The organism is Pseudoalteromonas umbrosa, from assembly GCF_030125375.1.
GTDB lineage: Bacteria > Pseudomonadota > Gammaproteobacteria > Enterobacterales > Alteromonadaceae > Pseudoalteromonas > Pseudoalteromonas umbrosa.
In genome coordinates, this window is record NZ_JASJUU010000026.1 from 1 (window position 1) to 21,565 (window position 21,565).

At 39.8% G+C, this 21,565-nt stretch carries 5 protein-coding genes; all 5 read right to left on the bottom strand.

What is annotated here, in order from left to right:
* A partial coding sequence (locus tag QNM16_RS26405) for a condensation domain-containing protein (RefSeq protein WP_284023167.1) occupies nt 1-529 on the bottom strand: 529 nt, incomplete at its 3' end.
* A complete protein-coding gene (locus tag QNM16_RS26410; protein WP_284023168.1) occupies nt 529-1,938 on the bottom strand; it encodes a hypothetical protein in 1,410 nt (469 codons plus the stop codon). The genes QNM16_RS26405 and QNM16_RS26410, both read right to left, overlap by 1 nt.
* Nucleotides 1,935-13,091, bottom strand: coding sequence for a non-ribosomal peptide synthetase (locus QNM16_RS26415; RefSeq protein ID WP_284023169.1), 11,157 nt, complete (start codon nt 13,089-13,091; stop codon nt 1,935-1,937). Before QNM16_RS26415 ends, QNM16_RS26410 begins: the two co-directional genes overlap by 4 nt.
* A gap of 1 nt (nt 13,092) precedes the next feature.
* Nucleotides 13,093-19,818, bottom strand: a complete 6,726-nt coding sequence (locus QNM16_RS26420; protein ID WP_284023170.1) for a non-ribosomal peptide synthetase — start codon at nt 19,816-19,818, stop codon at nt 13,093-13,095.
* A partial coding sequence (locus tag QNM16_RS26425) for a non-ribosomal peptide synthetase (RefSeq protein WP_284023171.1) occupies nt 19,815-21,565 on the bottom strand: 1,751 nt, incomplete at its 5' end. The genes QNM16_RS26420 and QNM16_RS26425, both read right to left, overlap by 4 nt.

A 21,565-nucleotide genomic window follows, 5' to 3' on the forward strand; every position in this document is an offset into this window, starting at 1 on the left:
TTGCCTCTTGGTTTATCAATTGGGAGATCTGGGCGTGCTGCTGAGAGTGTGGTGTGTTTTGCAAATCAATAATCGGCATAGAAAACAAGTGTGCAGCGTCTTGCACAACCTGTATCGGTCCGTCATCGGTATCACGATATACGGTGCGCAACACTTGATGACGCTGAATAATTTCTGAGATCACCGCCTCAGCTCTAGCAACATCAAACACTCCCGTGATTTTAACGGCTTTAGTAATGTTATACTGCGCACTTTGCTCGTTCATTTTCTCAATAAACCACATTCTTTTTTGAGAAAATGACAAGTTGGCTTGTTCGATTCCTGTAGCTGTTAGTTTGCCGTACACCTTATCAAGCTTTGACTCACTCTTTTCTAAGTAGCGTAATAACCCTTGCTTATTTTCCCTTATAAGTTCAATTGTACTGGGGCTAATTTCATTATCACTAGATATCGCAAGCTGATCGTTTTCCAGATTTAGTGTGATACCTTCAGAAATACATCGAGATAATAACTCTTTTAAGTCGCTCACTACACCAGCTCCTTTGAAATTGATTCTTCGAAGATCGCTACGTCAATAGCCCCTCTGCTTGAATTTATAACTTTGTCTTGATCTAGAAATGATGCTCGAACGAATGCCCCATGATATTCAGTATTAAAGTTGAACACCCCCCAAACAAACGACTTTTTAATCATATTGAATGGATAGCTAAATATTTCAACAGCATCGGGCTCAAAATATTGCTGCGCTATCCACTTTTCATCATCATAAAGTTCATTGACTAAATTTTCCCATTCTTCATCAGTGCTACTTAACCCAATCACGACATCTTTACCTGAGGAAGAAAAAGCCTGTTTTAAAACAAATGAGTCTTTGTTCTGAATTAGCAGTGCTTTCGCTGTTGATACTTCTCCTTGCCACGAAACGCTTCGATTATTCGACTTAAAGGTGAACGGAATATATTTATGAATGAAAGCCCTTTCGTCAGCGCTCAAACTTTGCTGCACATAGTCTTCATAAACAAGCGCAAATAAGTGCTTCGCGCCAAAAAGAGCAAAGCTCATGTCATCAGGGAAGACCATCTTATTCCTGTAGCTTGCATCAAGCAAACACAGATAAGTTTCGTCTGTAATATCGCGCTTTGAAAGGCCGTTGAACACCATTGCACCTACTTTTTTGCCATCTACTGTGACAGTGCCATCTTCACCTTGAACAATTGACTTAGTGGTAGAAAAAAAGATTAATTGAGCCTGACTGTTCATTTTCACTGCCGTCTCTTCAAAAATCTTTTTGATATCTACTAATCTAGATTCTTCAAGTTTATCGATGTAGATAAACACATTGCCCTGTTTCTCTCCCAACCTTTCTTCCATTGCCGTGATCAAAGAAGCCATTGCTCCTTCTAGTATTGGTCGGTACGCAATCGGCGTTATCGTATCTAGCTGTGCTAAACGCTGCTGCATATCCTGCTCTAAGAAGTCCATGGTCCATCCACCAATACTTGAACCTGAGTTTATTTCTATGACTTTGAATGTTTCATTACTTATCACCAAATCAAGCCTCAGCAATAAACCAAGCAGATCATCATAGTTACTCAGGTTTTGTATACTTTGCTCTATTAACTCATTGTCTTCTTTTAATGCAGCATACGATTTGATCTGACTTCTGAAGTTAACCAGTACTTTTTTAAATATCCTGACAATCTCTTTATTTATCCATTGAGATTCAGACACAAACTCGCTACTTACGATTGTAGGCCAATTCTCAAACGGGCAATCAAAAAAGTCTTTCGCTCTTTCAAAATAAGGCGTGTCTAAGTTGATAGAGTAACTTTGTAAATTCGGCTCAGATTCTAGCGTATTTAATAATTGCGCATTAGCTGATGATAGGTATTTACTCATATCTTGTGTTCTATTTTCTTGGATATTTTTATTATTCATATGACGACCTTATACTTAGAATCTGTTTTCTTATTCACAGTATTCAACTGTGTATTTATATCTATTACTTTTGCCAAAGTTTTTAATGTGCTGTTTTTAAAAAGTGTTTTTACATCAATACTACAGCCAAACTCTTCTCTGATTTGAGTACTTAGCTTTACAACAAGTAAAGAGTGCCCACCAAGCTCAAAAAATGAGGAACTACGACCAATTAACTGAGCTTCAACATTTAATAACTCCCCCCAGATACTTGCCAACAAACACTCGGTATTTGTCTCTGGTTCAACTCTTTGCTCTGCCAATACAGTGTTCAACTCTGCCAATAATGCGCTTTTATCTACTTTTCCATTTGCTCGTAGCGGCATTTTCTCTATCACCACCACTCTTGATGGCAGCATGTAGCTGGGTAAAAATGTACTGAGTTGCTGCTGAACATACCCAGTAGTTAACACATCAACAGCCTCAGTATTTGAGCTACTGACAAAAGCAATTATAAACTGCTCTTGATGCAGGACGACTTTAACTTGCTCGACTAAATCAAGCTGTTTTAACCAGTACTCGATTTCAGGCAACTCAATTCGATGTCCTCTTATTTTCACCTGATCATCTCGACGTCCAAGACATTGAATTTTTCCATCAGGGGTCTCTACCCCCAAATCCCCGGTGAGATATGCCTTACCTATGCGAGAGTCAATAAAGCCACCTTTAATAATTGGATCTGTGTATCCTGTTGCCACCGGTGCCCCCGCAATCATAATCTCACCCACTACTCCTGCTGGCAATAACTCACCGTTTAACCCTGTAATTGCGACATTACAATTGGCTATTGCATTACCTATTGGCACAAATTTTTCAGTCCCTTCTAAAGTAACTAGTTCATATAACACATCCGACATTAATTCAGTTGAGCCGTATAAGTTAAAAAGCTTGGTACTGGCATTAAACCTTAAAAATTCATGTGCCGTTTGTTGCATAAGCGGTTCTCCGCTCACAAACCAGTATTCAATTGGGCTGTTCTGCATTTCTTGCCCAATATTACTCACAAAGCTACTAAGAAGAGAAGGTGCTGATACAACACGCGTTACTTTTTCCATTAGCATAAGTTGCCACAATGCAGTGGTATCTTTTACAACCTCTCTTGGCGTTATCAGGAGTGTTGCGCCTCCACATAATGGCGTCAACGTTTCCCAGATCCCTCGTATAAAGCCACTCGATGTTATCCCCGCCACAATATCATTTTTCTGATAAGGCATCTCTTGGAGCATCCACTGAATACGATTTAAAGTCGAACCATAGTTACCAACAACGCCTTTAGGATAACCAGTAGAGCCTGAGGTATAAATAATGTGTGCAGGATCATCCTGAGATACTTCACAGGATACTTGCTCCTTCACATCTAGCATATTTAACGCCGTATGCGTTACTTCATCATCCCAATCGATCACTATAAACGAGCTATTTGAAAATACACCTGTAAAATCTGCTTGTTCGAACTGCAATTGTTTCTGATATTGTTCATCAGTCACAAGTACAGACATATTACAATCGCGCACTATAAATTCAATTCGCTCCAACGGTAATTCATTGCTCAATGGCACATAACAAGCACCAAGATTAAAACAAGCCAGAGTTAGAACGACTCGGTTTATGCCTCTTGACATGGCAATACCGACTCTATCACCTTTTTTCACGCCATAGCTTTGCAACAGCACAGAAGCCTGATAAAAAGCTTCAGTTAAATGCTCATAAGTTAATTCATCGCTTTCACACTTCAGTGCAGTACGAGCTGGGTGAACATCGCTAATTTGCTTGATCAGATTGACGAAATTACCTGATGGGTGGCTAATAGTATCAAAATCGCTCCATTGCTTTGCCGTTTTCCAGTCATGTGATAATACAGGGGCATCAGGCTGCTTAACTGCACAGTCCAGCAAATGCATGAACTCATCAGCAATCAGAGTCATTTGTTTTTGCGAAAACAAAACAGCATTATATACCCATTTGAACTGTAATTTAGATTCTCCCCCCTCATCAAAACTCAGCACATAAAGCGTCATATCATACTTATTCTCTATACCACTTTTTTCAATTGAAGAAAAAGCAACGTCATCAACATGAAAATCCATTGTCCCAACAGCTTGGCTGGTATTGTCTAGATTAATCATCACTTGAAATATAGGCGAATGAGTTTCACTTCTTACGGGGTTTAGTGTTTCAACCAGCAGATCAAAAGGGAGACTATTATGTTTTGCAGATGCCAAGTGATCTGCTTTTGTTCTATCTAAAAGAGTATCTAAAGATGGGTTATCTTCAAATCGAGTCCTGTAAACCTGAGTATTTAAAAATAGTCCGACCATAGACTCAAGATCGACGTTGTCTCTTCCTGCATTAGGTGCACCCAACACAACATCCTGCATCCCACTTAAACGTCCAATATGTACAGCTAATACGGCTTGCAACATCATAAATAACGTACATTGATTCTTTCCTAAATAGTGATTAATGTTATCCGTAACCGCCTGAGGGAGAAAACATGAAACTACAGCGCCTTCGTTAATACCACTGGCCTGTTCACGACTCACCTGAGTCTGCAAGCCATGACAGCTAGGTGCATCTGCTAAGTAATCCTGCCAATAAGCCAGCGCATCATCAAAATAACCTTCATCTAAATTTTGGGCCTGCCAATGGCAATAATCGACATATTGATACTCAAGTGGCATAAGCTGCGGTTTATCGCCATTGGCGAGTGTTTGATAAGATTTAATAAACTCATCAATAATGACACGCATCGACCAACCATCTGCAGCAATATGATGCACATTAAACATTAGTACACCTTTATCACCAGCTGCGCTGAGTTTAATAAACCCTGCACGACACATTAAATCTTGATCAAGATGAAACTTAAATTGGCGATTATTCATTATAGCCTGCTCGACAGCTCGATTTTGCTTCTCAACTGGTAATTCACTAAAATCAAGTAAATCGAACGAAAATTCAAATTCATCTTTAACTACTTGGCAGGGTTCACCAGCATGATTAACAATATTGGTTCTAAGGACCTCATGCCTTTCAACAATATGTTCAAAAGCCTGCTTTGCATAATTAATATTAAAGTTTCCCTCAACTTTGAGAGCCATCGGCATATTATATTGACTTGAATTAGCTTGGTACTGGTCTAAAAACCACAAACGTTTTTGTCCATTGGATACAGGATGTTTACTAATGTCTCTTGGTGCATGCTGCATCAATCTAACACTGGTGTACGACGTTGCCTTGGCTTTTAACTGCTCACAGTACTTTGCCATATCAGCAAGGGATGGAAGATCAAATATATCACTCAATTCCAAGTCTATATTTAAAGCCTGCTTTACTCGAGATACCAGCTGTAGTGCCAAAAGTGAATCCCCTCCTAAATTAAAGAAGCCTGCGGACACACTTAACTTTTGCTCAGGTATTTTTAATATATTCGCCCATATACTAACGAGGACATGTTCACTATCAGTACTTGGCGCAACATACTCCTGAATCGATTTAGTCACATCAGGGACGGGCAATGCTGCTAAATCAACTTTACCATTCGGTGTCAATGGCACCTGCTCAATCAATTCCCATAGTGAAGGCACCATATAATCTGGTAAACATGATTTGAGCTGCTCTTTTATTTCTGACAAGAGGTAACTATCTGATGCCATATTTTCTAGCACGACGTAAGCGACTAAGCTTTTTACCTGCTCAAATTCAAACACCTTTACAACAGCACTAGAAACATGTGGGTTCAGTGCTATTTGATACTCAATTTCAGCCAGCTCAATACGGTGGCCTCTTATTTTCACTTGTTCATCAATACGACCTAAATACTCAAGTTCATCATTTTGATTATAACGAACTAAATCCCCAGTCTTGTAAAGCCTTTGTGCTGTGTCCCCGAATTGCTTATTTATAAATGCGCTTGCTGTTAATTCTGGTTTATTAAGATACCCTCTCGCAAGCCCTATACCACCGAGGTATAATTCTCCTGGTGCCTCTTTTGGTAATAAGCTGCCATCTTTACTAAGTACATAAGCGCTGACGTTATTTATCGGGCAGCCAATAACATTGCTGCACGAGTTTGCAACCGCAATGGTTGCACAAACAGATGATTCTGTTGGTCCGTAAGCATTGTAGAGTCTTTTTGATTCGCTCCATCTATCAAAAATACTCTGTGCTGGTTTTTCCCCTGCACATATCAGATGATTCAATGATTCAGGTAAATCTGACAGTACTTCAAGTAATGAAGGTGGGATCGTTGCATGAGAAATGGCATATTGTGATAAAAACTGATTTAGCTTTTGATCTGAACGACGCAACGCCTCATCACAAACATATAAACTAGCACCTGCCGCTAAGGCCATAAAGATTTCGGAGATAGAAGCGTCAAAACTTAGCGACGCAAACTGTAAAATACGGCTAGAACTCTCGACCTCGAATGTGTTTAGTTGCTGTTCAATCATATTCACAGCACCTTGGTGTGCAACTAAAACACCTTTTGGTCTACCAGTAGTGCCTGAAGTATATATGACGTAAGCAAGTTGCTTACATGGTACATCAATATTTGGATTTTCTTGGCTAAAACTCCCAAGTAATGCATCAGCCATAGAACCATTTAATGGTATAACGAGCTGTTCATCAACTGGAAGGTCTCCCATTAATTCATTCAGTGTTAGGACAATTTCAGTTTCAGTGTCTTCTAAGATATAGCTAATACGACTTTCAGGGTAGCTACTATCAATTGGAACATATGTCATGCCCGCTTTTAAAACCCCAAGCATCCCAATTATACTTTCTACTGAGCGCTCTAAACACACACACACCAATTGTTCATTTTCTTGCTTATAATCCAGCAATAAATGTGCGAGCTGATTAGCTCTTTCATTTAGTGCTTTATAAGTCATTGACTGGCCATCATAGTGCACCGCTAACGCATCTGGCGTTTGCATCGCTTTTTGTTCGAATAGCTGATGTAATGCCTGATTAGTTACGCCAAGCTCACCATCTATCTCACGTGTGAGATACTTTAATTCAGTATTTGATAGCATGTTTACTTGCCCGATACATTGCTCACTATCGCTGGTAAAAGACATCAAAATTGTCTGTAAATATACCGCTAGGCGCTCTATATCGTGTTGGGTGTATTGCGCTGTATTATATTGAAGCTTAAAGGTCAGGCGCTCACTCAAAGACGCCCCTAACGTAATAGCATAGTTGGTACCCTCATATGACTTTATAAAGCGCCCACTCAAACCGGCCTCACTAGCTTGTTCCATCACTTCATCATCAGTGGGGTAATTTGCAAAGATGAGCACACTATTAAACATGTCATCTGAGGTTTTATTTTGTAGCTTCTGTATTTTAGATAACGGCAAATAACTGTGCTGCTCTCTATCAATTAGCGCTTCATGAAGTTCCTGCAGCCAATTAGATAAAGGTTTATCATAATCAATATCAATAATAACTGGCAACGTATTTATAAGTAACCCAACCATGTGCTCTACGCCAGGTAAACCTGCTGGTCTACCAGAGGTCACTGAACCAAAATTTACCGTATTCTCAGCACTAAACCGAGATAACAACAAGGCCCATGCTGCCTGTAAAATCACATTTGCTGTAGTATTACATCGTGATGCTAAAGACTGTAACTGCCCAGTTTCAATAATATTTAAACCAAATAGATACTCTGCACTTTGTCCTTCATAATTTATAAGGCTACCCTTGCTCATCGGCAGCGCAGTTGGTCCATCATAATTAACCAATTGCTCAGACCAAAACTCTTCGGCTTGTGACATATCATGATTCAGATACCAGCTAACATAATCACTATATGCTGGCGCCAAAGGCAATTCGATTTCTGGCGTCGTAGATTGTGCATAGTAATATTTAGCAACATCATTAAAAATGATAGGTACACTCCAACCATCTAACAAAATATGATGATGTGTCCAAAGTACTTGGCATTGATTATCACCTAAATGAAAAATATTGATCCTCATTAACGGCGCCACTTCAAAATCAAACCCTTGATACTTTTCTGATTTTTGATAGTTGTCTATATATTCCGTTTGTTCATCAAGTGTCATCCCACTCAAATCTTCCTCATAGATAGAAAGATCTACTTCGGCATTAATAACTTGATGAATATTCCCACTATTGATCCCAACGAATGAGGCTCTCAGTGCATCATGGCGCTTGATGACCTGATACCAAGCTTGCTTAAATGCCTGAATATCTAAGCCTTCAAATTCAAAAAGAGCTTGGATCATATAACTTCCAGGTGACATCATGCTGTGAAATAACAAACCTTGCTGCATCTCAGTCGCTGGATACAAATCGGTCACCGGTTCCTTAGTCCACTGAGTGATCTCATCCTGAGATGCCAAAGCCAATGGGAAATCAACCGGAATATAATGTCCAAACTCCAAAGTATCGGCATGTGCAATTATTTCAGTCAAAGCACTCAAAAATGAAGACATAAATACCGATAATTTATCTCGACAAAACAAACTTTCGTCGTAGGACAAACTGAACTCCAACTGGTTATTTATAACTGCACCATTTAATTGTAAGGCATTTTTCGATACTCGCTCCGAACTAATTGAATTCCCTGTACTTTCTGATGCTAAACTAAATGCGCCTTGGGCGCTCATAGCTTGGTCTATTTGGCCTAGATAATTAAAAACCAGCTCTGGATTTCCTGCTTGAGCTAACGCTTGATCCCCAATCAAATATTTAAGTGCACCAAACCCCCGCCCTCGATTTGGAATTTCTCTATACTGTGTTTTCACTGCATCAATCACAGACTGAGGGTCGACACATTGTGAATTTGGTACTGACAAAGCAACTGGAAAAATACTTGTAAACCAACCTACAGTCTGGCTTAAGTCATTAATGTTACCAATCTCATCCCGACCATGTCCTTCAAGCTCAACCCTGATCCCAACACAGCCAGACCACTTTCTAGCGCCCAGTAAAAGTGCACTTAATAGTACTTCATTTATCTGAGCCCGATAAGTTGTTGTGCAGTTTGTTAGTAGCGCCTGAGTTTGGTTATCCGCTAGTGTAATTTTAATACTTTGATAAGGTTGTAGATGCTGCTTGGGGTCTTTCGCCGCATACTCTAAAAATGAGATGCAATCACGCTTTTGTACATCTACCCAATAACTTCGCTCACTCTCATACACTCCAGATTTGGCTAATGTAAGGTACTCATTTGCAGCATCCTGATAGGAATTTGTTTTCTGAGCTAACGACAAAGCACTTCCAGCTTTCCAAGCAGTGTATAGTTGCTCAAGATCAGATAGTAAGATACGCCATGACACCCCATCGGTCACTAAGTGGTGCAATATTAATAACAAGCGATTGCTCTGTTTACCGCTCTTTGAAAACAAACCAACTTTAAATAACTGTCCTTTACCAATATTTAAATCTGCATGTAACTTATTGGCCGTCTGTTCAATATAGGAGTAGTCTTGTTCATCAAGTACATAACTAGATACAACATCGTTTATCAATCCTTTGTCTAGTGGCAAATAGCTGGCTTGCCATTGCTCTCCCACCTTGTTAAAGGAGAGTCGCAGCGCATCATGCCTTTTATATAACTCATAGACGAACTGCTCAATTAAATTCGGCGTAATATCTTGCGGCACTTCTAACATCACCGATTGATTAAAGTGATCCACTCCTCGCTCATCACTAAAAAATCTTTGATGCACTGGCAGAAGTACTTGCTCACCTGTAATTATTGTTTGTTCTGCGTTTGCTCTCTCCTCTTTACATACAGCTGCTAGATTGCGAATATTCCGGCTTGTAAATAAGTCTTTCACCGTGAAGTGAATATTTTGCTGTGCAGCCCGTGAAACTAATTGGATCGAAAGGATAGAATCACCACCAAGCTCAAAGAAATTACTGGTAACGCTCAGTTTTTGCTCAGGAATATTAAGTAGTTGTGACCATACTCTTCTAAGTTGTATCTCTAACTCACTGTTAGGCTCAGTGATGTTATCGTGTTCAGCGACAAAATTTGGTTCAGGTAACAGTGATTTGTTTATTTTACCGTTACTGCTCAAAGGCAGCGAATCCAAAGTAACCCATGCATGCGGTATCATGTACTCTGGTAGCTGAAGCTCCAAACTTGCCTTTAACTTTGCTAACTCTGATGTTTTCTCTTGCTCAAAAACAACGTACCCCACAAGTTGCTTTGAATCATTGATGTCTCTCACATCCAATATGCAGCTCTGCACTGATTGCATTTGGCAGATAACTTTTTCTATTTCACCCAACTCTATACGATAACCACGGACTTTCACCTGCTCATCAACCCGGCCATGATAATTAAACTGGCCGTCAGGGGCCATACTTACCAAATCACCACTTTTATACCATCTAGATTCAGCTTCCTGACCATAACACGCAAGAATAAAAGCACTATCCGTAAGTGCTTGATTATTTATATATCCACGACTAACACCCTTGCCGCCAATCAATAGCTCACCGATTGCACCCTGCGGTAATGGCTGTCCAAATTTGTCGATTACTAATGTGCTAACATTATCCAGCGGCTTACCAACTGATGGTGCATCACCTTGTATCAAAGCATACGTGGTATTGACTGTACACTCTGTAGGACCATAAAAGTTATACGCGGTCACATTATTGGCTCTCAGCTCTACCAGTTTTTTCCACAAAGTCTCTGGTACTTCCTCACCACCAATAACAAAATCAGGCCATGTCTCAAAGCCACCATCAGCCAACCAAGACTGTAAAATTGATGGCGTACAGTCGAGTTCAGTTACTTGATGCTCATTCACAAGGCGGTTTAATTGACCGACATTAAATTTATCTTCTTCCGGTACAACAATTAACCTCTGACCATTAAACATTTGCATTAGGCCTTTTACAGAAGAGTCAAAAGCATAAGGAGCGACCCACCCCCAACTACCACCACGACTATGAGCGAATGCATTTTTTAAGTTAGTCGATAAGTTAATCAAACTTTGGTGCTCGACCATGACTCCTTTTGGCTTTCCTGATGATCCTGATGTATAAATCACATATGCTAAATCATCAGTAGAGCGTGACACCTCATCGTCTGGAATTTGCATGTCAAATTGACTTAGTATCAACTGGGTAGACTCTTCATCCAGCTCAATACATTCAACATCTGAATTGTATAGGGACTCACCTAGCAGGCCTGTATTTGAAACGATAAATTCCATCTTGGTTTGATCTATGATGTACTCTAGCCGCTCAGAAGGTAAATTCGGATCAAGTGGCACATATGCCCCTCCCGCTTTTAAAATACCGAGTATCGCAACCAGTAAATCACTATTTCTGTGTACGCATAAACCAACTAAACTATTTGCGCCAACACCTTGTAGCCTGAGATAATTGGCCAGTTGATTCGCTTTATTCTCCAACTCCAAATAAGTCAAATGAGTGTCTCTACAGACTACCGCGGTCGCATCAGGCGTCAGTTCAACTTGCTTCGAAAATATCTCATCAATATACATAGCTTCTTGTGTAGGCTGAGTGCGGTTATAAGCACTAATCGCCTCCACCTGCTGGTCTGTCATCAAAGACAAGTCGCTTAACTGACAATTCGGTTCACATAAAACCTGCTCCATCAACTGACAAAAGTATTGATTAAATTTTTCGACCGACGCTTTGGAAAAAAGCGACTTATCATACAGCCATGTTAAAAAGATCCCCTGCTGAGATATCTTTGCATCGAATGATAAATCATACTTAGACTCTTCTTCCTCTTTTGATAAAACATTGAATTCAACATTATCGAGAGAAAACAGCTCTTCTTGGCGAGTATCTACCGTCGAGGCACTAAACATAATTTGAAACAAAGGTGTATATTGCAAGCTTCTCGACTCACAGCACTCATTAACAAGCTGCTCAAAGGGCACATGCTGATTATTTTGTGCATTTAAGTTAACATCGATAACATGCCTTAAATAGCTATCAAAAGTGTCAAAATCTGTGGAAGTACGTAAAACAATGGTATTTACAAAAAAACCAATTAGTGACTCAAGGTCTGCGCTAAAACGATTTGCAGAAGCTGCACCAACAACAATGTCTTTACTGTAACTATATTTAGAAATAAACAGAGCAAAAATACTATGTAGTATCATAAATGGTGTTGCACCAAACTGCTTAGCGATACTATCAACTTTTTTTGCCGCTTTTTGATTAAGTCTTCCCCTGACCAAGCCCCCACTATATTCAACGGATTCTGGTCGCGTGAAATCAAGCGGCATGCTGTGCACATTAGGCGCATCGGCCAAGTGTGACTTCCAATAATTCAACTGAGTTTCAAGTACATCTTCAGTTAACCATGTTTTTTCCCAAATACTATAATCAATATATTGTATTGGCAGTGGCGCTAAAGGGCTAGGCAGCCCCTTTGCAAATGCTTTGTATAACGCAATGAATTCGGAGAGAAATACACCATACGATACCCCATCGGATGCAATATGGTGCATTGTTAAAATTAATACACCATGACCACTTTTTCCGTCTAGTTTTACATAGCTCGCCTTGATCATTAACGCACAGCTTAGATCAAACTGAAATTTACTTTCTTGCTCTTTAAGTTCAGTTACTTTTGCCGATTGCTCATCTGGATGTAACGCAGAAAAATCAAAGGTATCTATTGTAAATGGCTTATATTCTTGCATAACCGTTTGGCATGCATGCGCTTGAACCTGGCTATAGACAGTTCTTAATATCTGATGCCGAGATATTATATGAGCAATCGATTTTTCTGCAATTTGATAATCAAAGTCACCTTTAATTTCTATAGCATGCGAGATGTTGTACTGGGTACTTTTACCTTCCATCACATCCATGAACCAAATGCGCTGTTGCGCATTTGATAATTCAGCCTGCATTTCACCAGTAAATACAATATCGTCTTTCTTGTCATTAGAAATTGTTTGCTCGCTGCTTTCTAGAAACTGAATTATTGACGCTTTTTGCTCTTTAATTCTCTTTAAAAGATCATGTGTAAGCTCTCCTTGCTGCGCTTTTACTTTAAGCTTTCCTTCCTCTAAATAGCAATATACCCCAAGACTCAATAATTCTTCTAAAAGTGACTTTGCCTCACCCATTTTAAACCTCTATATCGATAACATTTTCTGCATTTTCTAATTTTGCTTGAACATTTTTTTGCAGTAACACATAACTCATTTCCTGAGCCAATTTAGATAAATCTTTTGATTCAAATACACACCTGATAGGTAATTCAATATCAAGCTCTTTTTTTATTCTGTTTATTAAACTTACCGCCAATAACGAGTGTCCGCCAAGCTCAAAGAAATTTGCAGCCATGCTTACTTCTTGCATTGGCATTTTCATAAGCTCAGAGCAAAGTTGCACCAGTTTATTTTCGACATCACCACTTGGTGCAACATATTTTGCATGAACCAAGCCCAATGTAGGTTCCGGTAACTCAGCGATATTCACTTTCCCGTTTACTGTTAACGGCAAAGCGCTCATTACTTGCCAACGCTTTGGCTGCATGTGCTCAGGTAGCTTTTCTTTAAGCTGCAATTGGACCGATTTTAAAAATAGCTCTTCTGATCCATCGAGCTTCTCTGGCACGATGTAAACAGCCAGTGACTTTTCCCCTTCTGAGCCATCAACCATAACGGCCTTACATATTGTCACACCCTCTAAGCTATGGATTTGATGTTCAATTTCACCAAGCTCGATACGAAACCCTCTAATTTTTACTTGATCGTCTGTGCGTCCAATAAATTCGATGTCTCTACTATTTTGATATCGAACGAGGTCCCCAGTACGATAAAGACGTGCACCTTTGCTTTTACTAAAGGGATCTCTAACAAACCTTTCACTGGTCAAGCTCGGTTGGTTCAAATACCCTTTTGCCATACCAGGCCCACCAATGTAGAGCTCTCCACAACATCCAAATGGCACTAACTGCTGATTGTGGTCCAACACGTATAATGTCTTGTGTGCTAACGCACTGCCAATCGCAATATTCGGATGAGATACAGCTTCTTCATCAAGCTTTTTCGCTGTCGCAAACACCACAGTCTCTGTGGGGCCATAAACATGAATAAAATCGATGCCAACATTCGTGTTTACAGCATCTTTGATTATGGTTTCGTTCGGTTTTTCACCACCAAATAAGATTTGTTTAATTGGTGTATTTTGCAGAATACCTGATTCTACAAACGATTGAAACAAGGCTGTTGTAGTAAATAGTGCATCTATACTGTTTGATTGAATATATGCTGCCAAATAATTTAAATCTAAGGCAGCCTGCTTTTCAAGCATATACATAGTTGAACCATTCAATATGGTGTAAAAACAGTCGAAGATAAACCCATCAAATGAATAAGGTGAAAGACTTAAAATCTTATCTGCTTTGTCATCATCAATATAGTAATTATCTAAAGCAAATGCACTCACAGCATGATGCTCTACCATAACTCCTTTCGGTTTACCTGTCGAACCTGATGTATAAATAATATAAGCGAGATCAGTCGGTTTGACATCCGTTTCGCTGAGTTCAATATTTTCAACAGGAAACGAACTCAAGGCTAAAGTATCCATAGCTAACCAACTTAGTTGACTGTACTTATAACCTAAATCTAGCCATTTATTTTCAGTTAAGATAAGCGATAAACCTGTATCTTCAAGCATGTACTCCATTCGTTGTGCTGGGTATTGTGGATCAATTGGCACATATGCCCCTCCAGACTTTAGAATTGCCAAAATCCCTATCACCATATCCATAGAACGATCAACGCAAAGCCCTATCAGCTGCCCAGGCCTAATGCGGTATTCGCACCTTAGATAATGCGCCAATTGATTCGCTCTATCATTTAATGCTTGATAACTCAGCGTCTCATCAACACACTGCAACGCGATCTTTTGACTTTGCTTATATACCTGATCTTCAAATAAAGTGTGTATACACGCCTGCTGGCCATAGTTTGACTTTATATCCGTATCTGGTTGCAGCAACTGTTGAAGCTCAGATTCAGAAAGCACCTCAAAATGCTTCAACGGTTTATCAGCCAACTGAGCCAGATCGACTTCAGAAGTGAAATAGCCTAGTAGCTTTTTAAGGTGAGCCGCAATTTGTTCAATATGCTGAGCATCAAACAACGCAGTATCATAGTGCCAACGTACGCTAAGACCTTCTTCATGCCATTGTATATCTATCTCTAAATCAAACTTCACGGTGACATGAGAATGATCTTCAATCACGCTTAGAGCTGCACCTCCAAGATCTATAGATTCTTGATTAGACTCGCCGACGCCAAAATCTGTATTCGTAGTCAGCATAATTTGGAATACGGGATTAAAAGCACTGTTATACGGAACATTCAAATGTTCCACAATTTGCTCAAATGGCACATCTTGGTTACTTTGTGCATCAACATGAACTTGCTTCACATGCTGTAAGTAGTTTGATAAAGATTGATGCTCCGTATTTACTTTGAGCACTAGGCTATTCACGAAAAAGCCTATTAGCGGTGATAATGCAGCTGACGAACGGTTGGCGACAGGCGTACCAATCACAATATCTTTACGATGACTATGACGCGATAATACTTGTGCAATAAATCCGTGTACTAACATAAACGGCGTCATGCCATGCAAGCATGCGAGTGCTTTCAATCCCTCAGCAACCGATTTTTCGCAAAAGGTAGTAACCTCATGTCCATGGTACTGTTTTTGTTCAGGTCTAGACTTATCTAAGCGCAAGCCATGCATTAACTCAATATTGCTAAGTTGCTGGTGCCAGTATTGCAACTGACTGTCTTGTTTATCTTGGTCTAACCATTCTTTTTGCCATTGTGCATAATCACTATACTGCAGCGACAAAGGTGCCTGCTGGCTGTCTTTGCCTTTAACTCTGTCACTGTAAATGGCGACAAACTCCTTCACTAGCACTCGCATTGACCAGCCGTCAGACGCAATATGGTGCATATTAAATAGCAGTACCCCCTTGTTCAATCCTGTTGCAACATAACTTGCTCTTAACATCAAGTCTTCACTTAGGTTGAACGGACGATAACGATGCTCTTGTGAAAGTTTTTCAAGCTCAAGTCGCTGTTCATCACCTTTCATAACAGATATATCTATGAATTCTAAAACAAACTGCCAATGAGCTTGCACTTGCTGAACTGGACCTTCTTCTTTATCAAGATAAATACTGCGCAGGATCTCATGACGCTCAATAATTTCATCAAATACTAAGTTGGCAATTTGAAGATCAAACTCTCCTGCCACTTCAAAAGCAAGTGGCATATTATACTCGCTACTTTGTCCTTGTAACTTGTCAATCAACCATAAACGCTGTTGAGAAAAAGACAGTGTCGATTCACGCAAGTGCAAACGTTTTGGTTCATTTATTATCTCAGGTTCCCTCGCTTGAATAATACCCGCAATCCCTTGTATCGTAGGTACTTCAAAGATATCTCTTACAGAAACATTAACGCCAAAGGCTTTACGGATCTCAGTCACTAGTCGAACAGACAAAAGTGAATTACCTCCTAATTCAAAAAAGCGCTTATCAGTACCTATTTGACTCAACTCCAAATTGAGTAAATCAGCCCAAATAGCCACTAATTTGATTTCTACATCACCATAAGGCAATGTAATTTCCCCTCCGGAAGAAGTGCACTCATTGTGCTTCGGTAAGGCCTGTATATTAATCTTTCCACCGGGAGTAAGTGGCCACTCTTTTAGCCATATATACTTATTGGGTAACATGTAAATTGGCAAATTATCTTTGAGATACGAAATAACTTGATTGGTCATTTCACTCTGCAGCTCATCTGTCTCATGCGTGAGACAAGTCTGTAAATACGCAACTAAGGTTTTCCCACCCACATTATCTGATTCAGCAATTACAAGTGCAGAATCAACTAACTGGCTCCGAGTAAGATGATGCTCAATCTCCGCACTTTCTATTCTATAACCATTGATTTTTAATTGCGCATCCTTTCTACCACAAAATTGTAATCTGCCATCAGGTAAATACCTAACCAAATCTCCAGTTTTATAGAGTGTATGGCAACTGGTCTGTTTAGCATTATCACAATATGGATTATCAATAAAAGAACGCTTGGTTAAGTCGTCATTATTTAGGTAGCCACGTGCAACCAAACTGCCACCGATATGTAGCTCACCGACGCCACCAAAAGGTGTTAGCTTATTTTTCTCATCCAATATCAATGCATAGCAATGCGGGCTTGGTCGCCCAATGTGCAATTCAGCCTCTATTAAGCCATATACGCAATTAACCGTTGTTTCCGTTGGTCCATACGCATTGATAAATTGCTGACCTGAAACTTGGTTGTAATCATTCAACAGCTCAACAATGTCACTTGGTATATGCTCTCCACTTGCTATTAATTTTGTAGTGTAGACATAACGAGATTTTAACTCTTCGACGACCAATGCAAGTAAAGATGGGATAGCATTGAAGACATCAATATCATTTTGTTCAATTAACTCAGCCAATGCAAAGGCATCACGCGCTTGGTCTTTCGTAGCTAAGACGACCTTACGTCCATGAACGAGCGCAATTAATCCTTTCAAAGAAGCATCAAATACAAAGGAAGAATGCCATAGCCAAGGTGAATCATCATTGACCTCTAAGTCTTGTAATTGTTTCACAAAACCAGATGCAAACCCACTTAAGTTCCGATGCTCGACCATCACTCCTTTAGGGGTGCCCGTGCTCCCTGATGTATAAATGACATAGGCAATATCTGAGCTGGAAATGTTAACTTTTTCCGCTTCAATATAGTCATCTGATTGATTCAAAACCTGTTCAATTTCTGCGAAGAAACAAGCATTTGAATCTCCAGAGGGCAAATTAGCATGATGTGTTAAGGTTAAAGTAACGCCCGTATCAGCAATAATATACTCTAAGCGATTTTTAGGTGTATCTGGCGCTATTGGCACGAACCCAGCACCTGATTTCAAGATAGCTAACATACCTACTATCATTTCAATGCTCGGCTCGCAGCAAAGTCCTATAAGCTTACCCTGATTGCTAATATCATGTTGGCACAAGTAATTGGTCACTTTATTTACCAAATTACCTAGCTCACAATATGTAATGGCACGATCGGCAATAACCACTGCCGTTTTATCAGGCATCTTTGTAACTTGCTGTTCAAAGGTTGAAACTAAGCTATGCTCACTAATTAGAGGTTGATAGTGTTCATTTAAAGTATTTAATTGATGACTTAACTCCTGTTGCGTAATCATAGAAATATCATCAAGCTTGTACGTCGATAAAGCGCTCGATGGGACACTACAAATTGCTTCTATCAAATTGGTTAAGTGTTCACTTAGTTGCTGTATACTCGTTGGCATAAATAAGGCAGTATCAAAAAGCCAACGAATCACAATCCCTTCATCAGAAAAATTAAAGTCAATATCTAAATCGAACTTAAGGCGTGTTGTGTCAAAAGAATACTCGCTCAGCTCAATATTTGATAATGTAAGTTGGCTATTTTGATCCTGTTCTAATCCAAAATCAGTATTAGTCGACAACATTATCTGTATTAATGGCGAATACGCATTCGACTGAGGTAGCTTTAAGCGTTCCACCACTTGCTCAAAAGGGACCTCTTGATTATTTTGCGCTTCAACATGCACGTTTTTTACATGTGTTAAATACTCGGCCAATGTCTCAAAGTGCGTACTGACACGCAGTGCTAATGCATTAACAAAGAAACCGATGATTGGTGTAAGTTCACTTCTCATGCGATTAGCTACTGACATGCCAATAACAATATCTTCTTTGTTACTGTGCCTCGTTAATACAAACGCCAAAGCGGCATGAAAAAGCATAAATGGGGTTATCTCATATTGCGTAGCAAGCTGCTTAAAACGCGCTGCTTGTTGGGGAGAAAACTTGGCAAATATACTACTTGCATCAAACTTCTTATGCTCTGGTCGAGGAAAGTCTAGAGGTAAACTATGTGTCGCAGGTATGCCATCTAAGTGCGTATGCCAATAGTCTAGTTGCTCTTTAAAAACGACTTTTCTTTCATCACTTTGCTGCCAAGCTGCATAATCAGAGTATTGTAAATCCAATTTTTCCAGCTCAACACTTTGACCAGCGTCCAATGCATTATAAACAGAAAAAAACTCTTGCTTTAAAATATCCATGGACCAGGCATCAGCCGCAATATGATGTATCACAAACAGCACGACCCCCTGTCCGGGTATGGCCTTTTGCGACTCATTCCACTCGCTCACAAACACGTTCGCGCGTACTGAAACCTCCCGCTGTAAATCAAACGGCTTGTTGACATTACTTGCGACAGCCCTTTTCATATTTTCTTGACAAGCTTCTTCGGCTTGACCACTTAGATCTACAATATCAACAGCAATAGGCTGCAGAGGCAATACACGCTGATATACACCCAATTCATCTTCAATATATACTGTTCTGAGTACTTTGTGCCTCTCAATAATGGTATCTAACGCTTGCTGCATTTTAATAAGATTAAGTGCACCTTTAAATTCAAATATAATCGGCATGTTGTATTGAGCAGAACCCATGTTCAACTTGTCTATGAACCATAGTCTTTGCTGTGCATGCGATAATACTTGCCTCTCTAAGCCTTCAGGTTGCTTAGGGATCTTAGACTCATTAACAGGTGTAGCGTGGGCTGAAAGAAACTCGATTATTTGCTCTTTGTTTTCAATGACCTTCGATTTCAGTGCTTCAGGAAAATCTTCCCTTTCTGCTTTAAACCCTAGCTTTCCATTATCGACAAATAAAAAAATTCCGCTATCAGAGAGCTGCTCTAATAATAGTGAAATACTCATAACATTCCTTCTAGTTTTATACTCGCTTTTGCTTCACGTTCGGCTATTACAGTTAGAAGAGATTTTTCTGATATTTGTTGTTCAATCTCTTTTATCGTAGGTTGCTCAAAGAGCGTCTTAATAGGTATTTCAACTTCAAACTCAGAGCGAATTGCAGATGCAAGTCTAACCATAAGTAAAGAGTGACCTCCAAGGTCAAAAAAGTTCGTCTTAACACCAATATGGCGTTGGTCTATTCCTAATAAGTCTGCCCAAATGCCCGTGAGCTTCAGTGATATTTCTGAATCTGGAGCAGCAAATTCTTGCTGCTGGTTTATCATATCTGCTGGCGGTAACGCGTCATCATTTACCTTTCCATTAATTGTAAGCGGTAGCGCTTCAATTACCATCCAAGCAGTCGGTACCATATACATGGGTAGCTCTTGAGTTAAAAGCACTTTAACTTCATTCAACAATGTCTGATGTGTGTCTGGTCTGCTAAAATTGCTTGAAGGCACAATATATGCAGTTATTTGAAGGTTAGACTCTTGAGTACCTCGTGTTGTCACGTGTGCAGCACTAATATGCTCTAATTGCAGCAATATATTTTGGATTTCATTGAGCTCAACTCTAAACCCTCGCACTTTAACTTGTTTATCTGCACGCCCTATAAATTCAATATTTCCGCAAGGTAAGCTTCGTACTAAATCGCCCGTTTTGTACATACGAGTTTCTTCTCTACCGGCGATTGATTTTGAAATAAAGCTAGATTCCGTTAGGACAGGGTTATTTAAATAGCCTTTTGCAAGTCCATCTCCTTGAATATACAGCTCACCTATCGCCCCTTTTGGCGTCAACTGCATATCCTTATTTAGAATCAACAATTGGTAATTCGGATTGGGCGTTCCAATTGGAACCACAGCGTCACTTAAGTAGTCACAGCTTAATGTAAAACTGGTCGCCGTGATCGTCGTTTCTGTCGGTCCATATGTATTACATAATTTGATCAGTGGAACGTCTGCTAACCAAGATTTTACATTACTTTGTTGAATAGCCTCACCGCCAACAATAACCAACCTTAAATATGTCTCTAGAGACTTGAGGTAACTTGAATCTAGTTGATGCCAAAATGCTGTCGGTAAACTCGCAACGGTCACGTTATTACTTTGGCAAAATGATACAAAGGTTTTGCTATCTTGAACCTCTGCATCACCAGCTATCGCGAGCGTTGCCCCATTAGCGAAAGCACATAACCATTCTTCTATGAAAATATCAAAGCTCATCGTAGAATACTGCAATACGACATCATCGACTGACAGTTTATAATTTTCGTGTATTGACGCGGTATAGTTACTTAAACATTTGTGCTCAACCACTACGCCTTTGGGTTTACCTGTGGAACCCGAGGTATAAATTACATAAGCAGTGTCTGAAGCTCCTACACCACTGTGTTCTACATCAACATTGCTTTTATCATAAAAGCTAAAATTTGTTTCCTTTATACAAACCCAAATCGCTTTTTGCGCACAGCTAATATTATCGATTACTTCGGTTTCGCTTAATACTAAAGACAGGTTAGTGTCATTAAGTATGTAACTAATACGCCCTTCAGGGTATGCTGGGTCGATTGGCACATAAGCTCCGCCTGCTTTAAGGATCGCCAACATCCCAACCACCATCTCAACTGAGCGAGTCAGACACAGGCCCACTAAATCCCCTGGCCCTACCCCATGCTCTGCCCTTAAGTAATGCGCAACTTGGTTGGCCC

What these genes read in the sequence shown, in the direction of transcription:
- QNM16_RS26415 (WP_284023169.1), bottom strand. Translation starts at nt 13,091, where the DNA reads ATGGGTGAGGCAAAGTCACTTTTAGAAGAATTATTGAGTCTTGGGGTA.
- QNM16_RS26420 (WP_284023170.1), bottom strand. Translation starts at nt 19,818, where the DNA reads ATGAGTATTTCACTATTATTAGAGCAGCTCTCTGATAGCGGAATTTTT.
- QNM16_RS26410 (WP_284023168.1), bottom strand. Translation starts at nt 1,938, where the DNA reads ATGAATAATAAAAATATCCAAGAAAATAGAACACAAGATATGAGTAAA.